The 11,924-nt window shown below is 63.8% G+C and carries 5 protein-coding genes; 1 reads left to right on the top strand and 4 read right to left on the bottom strand.

Annotation, left to right across the window (positions count from 1 at the left end; translation table 11 throughout):
• Positions 1–60: 60 nt before the first annotated feature.
• Entirely contained in the window at positions 61–3,183 is a 3,123-nt protein-coding gene (locus tag J5X93_RS20740) for a biosynthetic peptidoglycan transglycosylase (protein ID WP_197852805.1), read from the bottom strand.
• A 418-nt stretch (positions 3,184–3,601) separates the two neighbouring features.
• On the opposite strand from J5X93_RS20740, the gene J5X93_RS20735 reads away from it, so the two are divergent.
• Positions 3,602–5,020 (top strand): amino acid permease, encoded by a 1,419-nt coding sequence (locus tag J5X93_RS20735; RefSeq protein ID WP_090345020.1) that lies wholly within the window; start codon positions 3,602–3,604, stop codon positions 5,018–5,020.
• A gap of 52 nt (positions 5,021–5,072) precedes the next feature.
• Here the strand turns inward: J5X93_RS20735 and J5X93_RS20730 are convergent, their stop codons facing one another.
• The 3 genes from J5X93_RS20730 to J5X93_RS20720 all read right to left on the bottom strand — a co-directional run bounded on the left by J5X93_RS20730 (position 5,073) and on the right by J5X93_RS20720 (position 11,898).
• The gene (locus tag J5X93_RS20730) at positions 5,073–5,618 is read right to left on the bottom strand and encodes a DUF417 family protein (RefSeq protein ID WP_090345022.1); all 546 of its coding nucleotides are present in this window, start codon (positions 5,616–5,618) and stop codon (positions 5,073–5,075) included.
• A gap of 155 nt (positions 5,619–5,773) precedes the next feature.
• Positions 5,774–7,393 (bottom strand): FMN-binding glutamate synthase family protein, encoded by a 1,620-nt coding sequence (locus J5X93_RS20725; RefSeq protein WP_043206495.1) that lies wholly within the window; start codon positions 7,391–7,393, stop codon positions 5,774–5,776.
• Positions 7,394–7,611: 218 nt separating this feature from the next.
• A complete protein-coding gene (locus J5X93_RS20720; protein WP_102081821.1) occupies positions 7,612–11,898 on the bottom strand; it encodes a DEAD/DEAH box helicase in 4,287 nt (1,428 codons plus the stop codon).
• Between the last annotated feature and the right edge of the window lie 26 nt (positions 11,899–11,924).

Here is an 11,924-nt window from a genome sequence, read left to right as displayed (position 1 = left end):
TCTAAACACAAGCGCCAAAATGCGGATGATTCTTATCTGTATTTTCGATGAGTCGTTGCATCACGGCGTATGCATCGCCACCTCCGGGGCCTTGCATTCGGTGGCGCTGCCCGGCTCCAGATACGGCATGAGAATCGGCGCCATCCCCTTGAGCACCTGCACCGGCAAGGCCGAGGTAAATGTGAACGCCTCGGCCGAACGCCCCGGGACGAAGGCGGTCAGGGTGCCGAAGTGGTTCTCGCCGAGGAAGAACACGAACGTGGCGGTACGGTTGAGCGAGCGCGAACCGATCAGGCGGCCCCCAGCACCGAAGCTTTCGATGCGGTTGTCGCCGGTGCCGGTCTTGCCGCCCATCACCAGCGACGTGCCGTCATGCAGCTTGAAGCTGCCGGAGATCCGCCGCGCTGTGCCGGCATCCACCACCTGCGACATCGCGCCCTTCAGGGCCCTGGCCACTTCCACGGGAAGGATCCGCTGGCCGCGGTCCGGGTCGCTGATCAGCTTGGTTTCGTAGGGGGTGTTGGCGGCAAAGTGCAGGGTGTCGATGCGCAAGGTCGGCAGGCGAACGCCGTCGTTCTGGATGATCCCGACCAGCTCGGAGAGTGCGGCCGGGCGATCACCGGAACTGCCAATGGCGGTGGCCAGCGACGGCACCAGATGATCGAACGGATAGCCCACGCGCTTCCAGCGTTGGTGAATATCCAGGAAGGCTTCGATCTCGACCATGGTCCGGATGCGGCTGTCGCGGGCGCCCTGATGGCGGCTCTTGAACAGCCAGCTGTAGACCTCCTGGCGCTCGAATCGGCTGGCGTTGACCATCTCGGTGAGCGAGGCACCGGGGTTCTTGAGCAGATAGCCCAGCAGCCACAGGTCCAACGGGTGCACTTTGGCGATGTAGCCCTGATCGGGCAGGTCGTACTTGCCGGGCCCATAGGCCTCGTACATCTCCGACAGACGACCATCGGTGAGCTTGGCCAGGGCCTTCTTGTCGTTGGCGCTATGGGCGCGGACGAAGGCGTTGAAGGTTTCCTGTCCGGCCTCCGGGAACAGGTAGCGGTGCACGGCGGCCAGGCGCTGCGGGGTGACGCGCATGCTGTCGAGGAAGGTGTCCAGGCGCTGCTGGGAGGTCTTGCGCTGGTACTTTTTCCAGAACCGCATCAGGTAGTTGGTGCCTTCTTTGTCGGCAAAACGCGCCAGGTATTCCTGGCGCCGTGGGTCGGAATCGTCCTTGAGCAGCGGCTCGCGGTTGAACGGCTGCTGATAGGTGACATAGCGCACCAAGTCGCGCATCAGGCGGATGAACGGCAGGTTGATCGACTCGCGCAGGGCGATCTTGAGGGTCGGGTTTCGGCTGTTGTCTTCCTTGCGGAAGTTGTTGAACACGTGCATGCCGCCGCCGGTGAAGAAGGCTTCGCCGGTGTTGGCCGAGTACTTGCGCTCCAGTGCTGCGTCGAGCATGGCATCCAGGCTCTGGTCCTTGGGGTTCTGCATCAGCCATTCGAGCGACCATTGAGTGATGCGGTCGAGCTCGGCCACCGGGACCTTCTTGAGCTCCGCGGCAGGCTTGCCGGCGTACTTGTCGTGGAGTTCGGCGATGATTTCCAGGTAGGTGGTCAGTACCCGCAGCTTGGCTGTGGAGCCCAACTCCAGCTTGCTGCCTTCGTTGATATCGAAGGGCTGGTCGGTGCTGTCGGTCTGCACCCGTACCCGCGAGCCATCGGCGGTGCGCTCGAACAAGGTGAAGCTGTAGCGCACCTGGTCGGTGGTTTTGGTCGTGAGCAGGCGTTCGCCAATCAGGCCCATCTGGGCAGCGAACTCAGGGTCGGAAAGGTTTTTCAGGTACTGGCTGACCTGCATCTGCAAGTCGGCCTGCAAGGTGCTGGTGGCCGAGACGTCGAGACGGTCGAGGTCGTAAAGCGGCCGGTTGAGCATGGCTGCCAGGCGGTTGCGGGCCAGGCTGATACCCTTGTTGGTAATGATCGGCACGATGGTCGGCTGGGCCACCCAGTCGCGGTACACCGCCTTGCTGGCCAAGGCGGCATCGGCCAGGGGACGGTCGATCACACCATTGGCGGCGAGCACGCGAATGTGCGCGTCAGTGAGCTCGGCCAGCTCCACCCGGCCCTTGGTCAGGTAATGGGAGGGCCGGCGCTGGGCGATCATCAACGACAGTACCTGGCGCAAGGCCAGGCCGCGCGCTGCCATGGAGTCCGGGTCGGTGGCGGTACCGGCCAGCGCCTGGTTGACCTGGTCGAAATCGGCGCCATACCAGACCCGCAGCCCTTCGGCCATGCCGTGAACCTCACCGTGGCCCGGCACCGCCGACAGCGGCACGCTGTTGAGGTAGTCGCGCACGATGCGTTCACGCGCCACCGTGGTATCCGGCCCGCCTTGGTAGGCGCGCACGCTGGCGGAAATCATCTGGCGGATCTTCTCGGAGCCGGACACGGTCAAGCCGTCGGGGGAGTGGCGATACTTTTCCAACTGCGTGGCCAAGGTACTGCCGCCAGCCGACTGGCCGGGCAGGGCAAGGTACTTGGCCACCTGGCTGTAGGCGGCCTTGGCAAAGCGCGGCCAGTCCACCGCCGGGTTATTGCGTGGGTCTTGCGGGTCGAGCAGGTCGCGGTTTTCGATGAACAGCAGGCTTTTGACGATGATCGGCGGGATCGAGGCGAAATCCGGGTACAGGTGCTGCGGGTAGTTGTAGTGGTACAGATCCTGGCCGCGGCAGTCGGTAATCGACAGGCCGGCCTGGATCTTCTCCACGTAGGGAACGAACAGGCCGTGCTCAACGTAGTTCATCAGCGCCGGCGAGAAGCGCACTTGCTGGCTGATCAGGTAGTCGCGCTTGAGCAGTCGTGGCAGGAACTCGCCCAGTGCGCTGTAGCCCAGACGCTTGTCGAACGGGCCGTCGCCCGGGTAGATGATCGCATCGCTCGGGCCAGGCTCCAGGGAGTAGGTGAGGGTGCCGGCCAGACGGCTGAATTCCCTGGATTGCAGCTTGGAGGTGCGCATTTCGTCGTAGGCGGCGAAGCCGATGACGATGGCAGCGAGCAGCACGATGAGCACGATGAGCCGCCACCATAGGCGACGCTGGCGGGGAGTCTTTGGTAGTGGCGCTTCAGCCGGAGAGGTTTCGGGTGCTTCCGTTCTGGTTGGTTCCGATTGCCACAGTGCGCCCATAGTCTTCAATCCGGCCAGGTACTTTTCGTCTTGCTTGTCTGAAGCTTAGACGTTAGGCGGGGTTGGTGAAAAAATTGTAAGAAGCCTCGCAAGCTGGAGTCGGAATATCCGCCTTTGGTGCAGCTTCCATTCTGCGGCAATGTTGCTATGGTAGCCGCCCCATTCTCCTCGAGAGGGGGGCGAGAGGGATTTCTCTCTTCCGCGAAAGGGATTTTGGTCCAGAACTCTCTCCAAATTTCCCTGTTTATATAGTGAAAAGCCCTGCGGGCGGATTCCTATACTGCTCGACCCCTTCGTCCGCCGGATTCGGTGGACAGGCGGGCCCACAAGGCTCACTTGGCAAGACGACGCCACGCCCATCGGCTTGGCCGGCGCTGCACGAAGGTCATATCCAATAACAAAATGAGGTTGTATTGCTATGCCAGTCGGCAACCACCCTGCCCATGGTGAGACCGCCCAGGGCGGCCCACTCAAGCGCGAGCTGGGCGAACGGCACATCCGTCTGATGGCGCTGGGCGCCTGTATCGGTGTAGGCCTGTTCCTCGGTTCGGCCAAGGCCATCGAAATGGCCGGTCCTGCGATCATGCTTTCCTACATCATCGGTGGCCTGGCCATCCTGGTGATCATGCGCGCGCTCGGCGAAATGGCCGTTCACAACCCTGTCGCCGGCTCCTTCAGTCGCTATGCCCAGGATTACCTCGGCCCGCTGGCGGGCTTCTTGACCGGCTGGAACTACTGGTTCCTGTGGCTGGTAACCTGCGTGGCGGAAATCACGGCCGTGGCCATTTACATGGGCATCTGGTTCCCTGACGTACCCCGCTGGATCTGGGCCTTGGCAGCACTGGGCAGCATGGGGGCGATCAACCTGATCGCGGTCAAGGCGTTCGGCGAGTTCGAGTTCTGGTTTGCCCTGATCAAGATCGTCACGATCGTTGCCATGGTCCTGGGCGGCATCGGCATCATCGCCTTCGGCTTCGGCAACGATGGCGTGGCGATGGGCATCTCCAACCTGTGGAGCAACGGCGGCTTCATGCCCAACGGTGTGACCGGCGTGCTGATGTCGCTGCAGATGGTCATGTTCGCCTACCTGGGCGTCGAGATGATCGGCCTGACTGCCGGTGAAGCACGCAACCCGCAAAAGACCATTCCCCAAGCCATCGGCTCGGTGTTCTGGCGCATCCTGCTGTTCTATGTGGGCGCATTGTTCGTGATCCTGTCGATCTACCCGTGGAACGAAATCGGCAGCCAAGGCAGCCCGTTCGTGATGACCTTCGAGCGTCTGGGCATCAAGACTGCCGCTGGCATCATCAACTTCGTGGTGATCACTGCGGCGTTGTCCTCCTGTAACGGCGGCATCTTCAGCACTGGGCGCATGCTCTACAGCCTGGCGCAAAATGGTCAGGCTCCTGCGGCTTTCGCCCGTACCTCCAAGAGCGGCGTGCCGCGTAATGCGCTGCTGTTGTCGATCGGCGCGTTGCTGCTGGGCGTGCTGGCCAACTACCTGGTACCTGAGAAGGTGTTCGTCTGGGTGACTTCGATCGCCACCTTCGGTGCGATCTGGACCTGGGTGATGATCCTGCTGGCCCAGCTCAAGTTCCGCGCCGGTCTCTCCACCGCTGAGCGTCAGGGTCTGAAGTACCGCATGTGGCTGTGGCCGCTGAGCTCCTACCTGGCCTTGGCCTTCCTGGTGCTGGTGGTCGGCCTGATGGCCTACTTCGAGGACACTCGCGTGGCCCTGTACATCGGCCCGGCGTTCCTGGTGTTGCTGACAGTGCTGTACTACGCGTTCCGCCTGGCTCCGAAAGAGACGCAGGGCGTGACAAGTACCGCCTCCTGACGAACGAAGCCCCGGCCAGCGCCGGGGCTTTGTTTTTCGACTGTGCTGAGCGTCAATGACCTGTGGAACTGACCGTTGCCCTGTTGCTGGCTGGCAAACGCGCACGCCGCTGACGGCGAAGCAGACCTTCTGCCAATACCATCAGGCTCACGCCCAGCAGCGCCAGATCCTTGATCAGAAAGCTGCCGGCGCGGTTGAGCCAAGGGAAACCACCTGACGCGACCTCCCAGATCGGCACGGCAAGCATGATCGACAGCGTCGTGGCGAAGGTGAGCGCGCAAAGCCCTCCACCGGCAATGGCGGCTTTGGTCGACCATCGGCTGGCCAAGACCAGCACGGCGGCCAATATTTCCACTACCCCCAGCACGTAGGATGTCCCTGCCACGCCAAACACGGCATACAACCAGCTCAGCCAAGGTGTCTGGCTGATGAGCGGTTTGAGGGCTTGTACTTCGATCGATGTGAATTTGAGCAGGCCGATCATCAACATCGGCATGACAACGCCCAGCACGGCGATCTGCCTGGCGAGCGCCAGCAGGCGCTGAGACCTGGAGACCGAGCAGGTTTCTGGAAAGTTTGGATTGTTGGTCGACGACATGATGTGCACTCCTGAATGAGAGGCATCGAGCATGTCGGGCATTGATTAACGACTATTTAATGGGTGGGTAGGAGGCGGCTCGGCGCATTGTAGGACATTGCTCTAAATCACCCGATGTGCCTGGCCCAGCGCAGGCACATCAAATGGCAAGGCCTTCAGGCGGCGACCTCGGTGTGCGGCTCGAAACTGTCTGCCCGGGCCATCTGCCACATGCGCGAATAGAACTGCCCGTTCACCTCGCCGGTGAGCAATTCGCCCGGCTTGAGGAACACATGCATCTGCGAGAACAGTTTGATTTCGGTGGCGGAGATGCGCCGAACCAAGTGCTTGGCCTCCAGTTGCGCCGGATGCTCCAGGCCTGCCGCAGCCAGCATTTCGGCCAACGCGCGCAGCGTGTTGTGGTGGAAGTTGAGTACCCGCTGGGCTTTGTCCGGCACTACCAGGGCACGCTGACGCAGGGCATCCTGGGTGGCCACACCGGTGGGGCATTTGTTGGTGTGGCAGCTCTGGGACTGGATGCAGCCAATGGCGAACATGAAACCTCGGGCCGCATTGGCCCAGTCGGCGCCAATGGCCAGCACGCTGGCGATGTCGAAGGCGCTGACAATCTTGCCGCTGGCGCCGAGCTTGATCTTGTCGCGCAGGTTCAGCCCCACCAACGTGTTGTGCACGAACAGCAAGCCCTCGCGCAGCGGCACGCCCATATGGTCGGTGAACTCCACAGGTGCAGCACCTGTGCCGCCTTCCTTGCCGTCGACGACGATGAAGTCCGGCAGGATGCCGGTCTCGAGCATGGCCTTGGCGATGCCCATGAACTCCCAAGGGTGGCCTAGGCAGAACTTGAAGCCCACCGGCTTGCCGCCGGACAGCTCACGTAAGCGGGCGATGAACTGCATCATCTCGATGGGCGTGGAGAAGGCGCTGTGGCGTGAAGGCGAGATGCAGTCCTCACCCATCAGGACGCCGCGGGTCGCAGCAATCTCTTCGGTGACCTTGTGCTTGGGCAGGATGCCGCCATGGCCGGGCTTGGCGCCCTGGCTCATCTTGATCTCGATCATGCGCACTTGCGGGTTGCGCGCCTGCTCGGCGAAACGTTCGGGGTCGAATCGTCCGTCCGGGGTGCGGCAACCGAAGTAGCCTGAGCCCAGCTCCCAGACCAGGTCGCCGCCATTTTCGCGGTGGTAAGGGCTGATGCTGCCTTCGCCGGTGTCGTGGGCGAAGTTGCCCAGCTTGGCGCCCTGGTTCAGGGCGCGGATGGCGTTGGCGCTGAGCGAGCCGAAGCTCATGGCCGAGATATTGAAGATGGATGCCGAGTACGGCTGGCTGCACTGCGGGCCGCCGACCACCACGCGAAAGCTCGATGGGTCCGCCAAGGGCGCCGGGCGCATGGAATGGCCAATGAATTCGAAGCCCGATTCATAGACGTCGATCAGCGTACCGAAGGGTTTGTCGGACGCTTCGTTCTTGGCGCGGGCGTAGACCAGCGAGCGCTGGGCCCGGGAGAAGGGCAGGGCATCGCTGTCGGCTTCTAGCAGGTACTGGCGGATTTCCGGGCGAATGGCCTCGACCAAGTAGCGGATGTTGCCAAGGATCGGGTAGTTGCGCCGCACCGCGTGGCGCTGCTGCAGCAGGTCGAACAGGCCGATCAGGCTGAGCACGCCGGTGGTCAGGGTGAAGGGCCACAACCATTCGTGGTGCAGGAAGGGCAGGCTGGCCAAGGTGAACAGCACACAGGCGGCGAAAAAGGCATAGCGGCTGAGAAGTGACAGGCTCATACGGGGTCCTTGCGATGGCTCGGTCAGGCTCAGGGGCCTGGGTCAAACCCCGACCTTAGCCCCATTGCGTGGCGTATTGCCAGTCGATGGCCCGCTGTACACATGAAAGATTGGTCATGCTCAAGGGCCACTGCACGACCCTGCGCAGGCTTGGCCAGTTCTCACAAGGCTTTGTGGCATGCAATCGGCAGATGCCTGCGAAAGGGTGCGAAGCGGCTTCAGGGCCTGTCACGCAACAACTGCTGTCGCCAGCTCTCATGTTCTGTGGTCGGCGCTTCCAGCAGGAACTCATAACGCCCCGCCACCCGGGTCGCCACCGGCACGCCATCGCGGTACAGCAGCCGATTGCCACCCGCCGCGGCCACTTTGTTTCCTGGCAGCAACGTTCCCAGCAGGTTCAGCGGGTCGCAGGCGCTGACCATCACCCGCTCGCCTTGTGGCGTGCGCTTTCGTACCTGGCGCAGCAAACCGACCGCCTCGGGCAGGGCGAATTGCTCTCCGGCCAGCCCGGCGATGAAGCGTCCACCGCGGATCTCCCCGCGTGCCTCCAGGCGATGATAGCAACGCAGCAAATCACGCCAGGGCGGTAGCACGTCGCTTTCACGTTCCAGCAATCGCCAACAGATCACCCCGTATCGGCGCAGTAGCGTACGGGCGATGTGTTCCAGGCGCTGCTCTGGTTCCTGCGTCTGGCTGCTTCGGCGCAGCAGTGCCCAGCGCCCGGCGTGGGCCATGCTGCTCGAAAGCGGCGGATGGCCGCGGCGAATGTTGCGTGAACTGCGCTTGGCTGCGGGAGCGATCAGGCTGCGCAGGCCGGTGAAGCTGTCCGCACTGATCAGGCCTGCGCCCACCAATTGCTGCAGGGCTGTTTCGAGTTCGCTGGGTAGCAGATGCGTTTCTTGAGCCAGCTCATCGAAGAACAAAGCACCTTGTTCTTGGAGTGTCTGATACACACGTTGTGCCCTGGGGCTGAGTGTGTCGGGCGCCGGAGCGGGGGCCAGGCTGCGCCACAGACCGAGGTGCTCGCGGGGCAACAGTACCAGCGGTGTGCTCGACAGCGTGCTGGCGGAGACGGTCGATGCCAGTCGGCTCCAGGCCCACTGGCCGCTGCGACAGGCATCGTCTAGCCAGTGCGGGCTGTAGTCCTTGATGCGGGCAGGCAGCAGCTCCGCCTCCCAGGCTCCGGCCGCACTCGGAAAACCTTGCAATTGATCGAGCACCAGGGCCACTGCCTGCGGGCCTTGCACGCGCTCGCTGGTCGTCACGTGCTGCCAGTCGAACAGAAAGCGCATGAAGTCTTGCAGGGTGACCGGCTCGATCTCCCGGCGCAGGCGCTTGACCGTGTAGCGATGGATACGCGCGAGCAGATGCCGCTCGCACCACTGCTGGGTGTGCTGGCCAGGGCTGAAATGCCCGCGCAGTACGTAGCCTTCGACCTCCAGGCGGGCAAGGGCCTGTTCGATATCGCTGCTGGGCAGGCCCAGGGGCGCGGCGATTTGCGCCACGGTCAATGGGCCAAAACCGCTCAGACGCGAGCGCAGCAGTTCGGTCAGCGCGGTGTCTGGCTCGATCGGGTGGTCGAAGCCTGGCAACAGCTCGAATGCAGGCGCCAGGTGGGCGTGCGGATAACACGCAAGCACCAGGTTCTGGCGTTCGCGGGCAAGCCACAGGTTGTGCTCGCCGTGGTGCAGTCGGCAGGCGCGACCGGCGTCTGCCAATTGTCCAAGAAGGTCAGCCCACGATGCGTTGGCCTGCACCTCGGCCTGGCTGATGGCACCCAGGCTCATCAAGGCTTCGTGCATTTCATCGGCATTGCTTGGTTGCGGCCAGGCTTCGGCCTGCACGGCGGCGATGGCGTCGATGTCCAGCGCGCCCAGATCGTCGCTGCCCTGGACTTCGTTCCAGCGGCGGTTGAGCACCGCCTGGGTGCGGCGCTCCTCCAGAGGCGCATCGTCCAAGAAGGTGTAAGGCCGGGCATTGAGGATGGCCGAGGCCAGCGGTGATGGCGCGGGCAGATCGCGGGCAAGCAGGCGTATCTGCCCGCTTTCCATGCGCCGCAGCAGGGCCAGCCAGCCCTCGCTGTCCATGGCTTCGTGCAGGCAGTCGTCCAAGGTCTGCTGCACCAGCGGGTGATCGGGGATCTGCCGCTCGCCCGCGATGTTTTCGAGGCATGCAATCTGGTCGGGGAACACGGCGGCGATCAGGTCTTCGCTTTTCATCCGCTGGATCTGCGGCGCCACCTTGCGTCCACCGACATAGCGTGGCAAGGCCAGGGCCACGCCAGCGTTCCAGCGCCAGCGCACGCCGAACAGCGGTGCGTCGAGCAAGGCCTGGATCAGGATCGGCTCGGCGCTTGTGCTGGACAGATACCGCCAGACATCGTCCAGCGCGAAGCTATGGCTGGTCGACAGCGACAGCACGATGGCGTCTTCACTGGCCGCGGCCTGCAGTTCGAAGTTGAACGTGCGGCAGAAGCGCTTGCGCAGGGCCAGGCCCCATGCCCGGTTGATACGGCTGCCGTAGGGCGAATGGATGATCAGTTGGGTGCCGCCGGATTCGTCGAAGAAACGCTCCATGACTAGGGTTTGCTGGGAGGGCAGGGCGCCAAACACCTGCCAGGTGCGGCCGAGGTAGTCGAGCAGTTGGCTTGCGCAGGCTTCGTCCAGCGCTAAGGCGTCCTGGAGCCAGGCCAACACCGGGGCAAAGTCGCCGCCGCTGGCCTGCAGGCGTTCATCGATTCGCGCCTGCAGACGGGCAACGGCAGCGGACAGCTCATCGCTGCGCCCCGGTGCTTCACCGAGCCAGAATGGAATGGTCGGGGGCAGGCCGTGGGCGTCTTCGACCCGTACCCGACCAGGCTCGACCCGCAAGATGCGATAGGACGCGTTGCCTAGCTGGAAGATGTCGCCGGCGATGCTTTCCACCGCGAAGTCTTCATTGACGCTGCCGATGTTAAGCGACTGCGGCTCGAGCAACACCGCGTAGTCGGCGGTGTCCGGAATGGTCCCGCCACTGGTCAGGGCGGTCAGCTGGCTGCCCCGGCGTCCGCGCAAGGTGGCGCTGACCGCATCGCGGTGCAGGTAGGCACTGCGTATACCCTGGCGTCCGTTGTAGCCCTCGGCGAGCATGCGCAGCAATGCCTGGTAATGGTCCTGGTCCAGGGCGCTGTAAGGCGTGGCCTGGCGCAGGCAGTCGTAAAGCGCCAGTTCCGACCAGGGCTGGTTGGCCACTTCAGCGACGATCTGCTGGGCCAATACGTCCAGCGGCGCCTTGGGAATGTGCAGCTCATCGAGCTCGCCGTGATGAATGCTGTCGAGCAAGGCCACGCATTCGATCAGATCGTCTCGCGAGGTCGGGAACAGCCGCCCCTTGGGCACCCCTTCCACCTGGTGGCCGGAGCGCCCGACCCGTTGCAGGAAGGCTGAAATCGAGCCGGGCGAGGCGATCTGGCATACCAGCTCAACCTCGCCGATGTCGATGCCCAGCTCCAGCGAGGCGGTGGCCACCAGCACCTGCAGCTCGCCCGCCTTCAGACGCTGTTCGGCGGCGAGGCGGTACTCCTTGGCCAGGCTACCGTGGTGCGCGGCCACTGCAGTCTGACCCAGGCGTTCGCCCAGGTGACGGGTCAAGCGTTCGGCCAGGCGCCGGGTGTTGACGAAGACCAACGTGGTGCGGTGTTCGCGGGCGAGCGTGGCGATGCGGTCATAGACCAAATCCCACACATCGGTGGCCATCACTGCCCCCAGCGGGACCGGTGGCACTTCTATGGCAAGGTCGCGGCGGCGGGCATGGCCGACGTCGACGATAGCGCACGGGCGCTGGTGACCGACCAGAAACTGCGCCACCCGCTCCACGGGACGCTGCGTAGCGGATAGGCCGATGCGCCGCAGGGGGCGTCCACACAGCGCTTGCAGGCGCTCCAGGGTCAAGGCCAGATGGCAGCCGCGCTTGTTGCCGGCCAAGGCGTGGATCTCGTCGACGATGACCGTGTGCACGCTGGCCAGGCCCTCGCGGCCAGAGGCCGAGCCCAGCAGCACGTAGAGTGACTCGGGGGTGGTCACCAGGATGTGCGGCGCCTGCTTGCGCATGGCGGCGCGTTCCTTTTGCGGGGTGTCGCCGGTACGCACTTGGGTGGTGATGCGTGGCGCCTGTAGGCCTTGGTCCTGCAATGCCTGGCTGATGCCCGCCAGCGGTACGTCCAGGTTGAGACGGATGTCGTTGGACAGCGCCTTGAGCGGCGATACATAGACCACCTGGGTCTGCGCGGGCAGTTCACCGCCCTGCGCCAGGCCCTGGCAAAACAGCTCATCGAGCACGGCAAGGAAGGCGCTCAACGTCTTGCCCGAGCCGGTAGGGGCGGCGAGCAGCATCGACTGGCCGCCGTGGATCAGCGGCCAGGCCCGGGCCTGGGCGTCGGTCACGGTGGCGAAGTGTTGCCGGAACCAAGTGCCGACGGCGGGGTGGAACAGGTCGAGCACCGGATGGTGCTGGGCGGGAAGGTTCATGTGTCGTTTATGGAGGGTGAGGCGGC

This window comes from Pseudomonas sp. BYT-1, assembly GCF_023611805.1.
In the GTDB taxonomy this organism is placed as follows: domain Bacteria; phylum Pseudomonadota; class Gammaproteobacteria; order Pseudomonadales; family Pseudomonadaceae; genus Aquipseudomonas; species Aquipseudomonas guariconensis.
Note: the sequence above shows the minus strand (reverse complement) of the source record. Positions and strands in the feature narration are given on the sequence as shown.

Excerpts from the sequence above, each read along its gene's own strand:
- J5X93_RS20725 (WP_043206495.1), bottom strand. The coding sequence starts at position 7,393 with ATGAGCCTGTCACTTCTCAGCCGCTATGCCTTTTTCGCCGCCTGTGTG.
- J5X93_RS20740 (WP_197852805.1), bottom strand. The coding sequence starts at position 3,183 with ATGGGCGCACTGTGGCAATCGGAACCAACCAGAACGGAAGCACCCGAA.
- J5X93_RS20720 (WP_102081821.1), bottom strand. The coding sequence starts at position 11,898 with ATGAACCTTCCCGCCCAGCACCATCCGGTGCTCGACCTGTTCCACCCC.
- J5X93_RS20730 (WP_090345022.1), bottom strand. The coding sequence starts at position 5,618 with ATGTCGTCGACCAACAATCCAAACTTTCCAGAAACCTGCTCGGTCTCC.
- J5X93_RS20735 (WP_090345020.1), top strand. The coding sequence starts at position 3,602 with ATGCCAGTCGGCAACCACCCTGCCCATGGTGAGACCGCCCAGGGCGGC.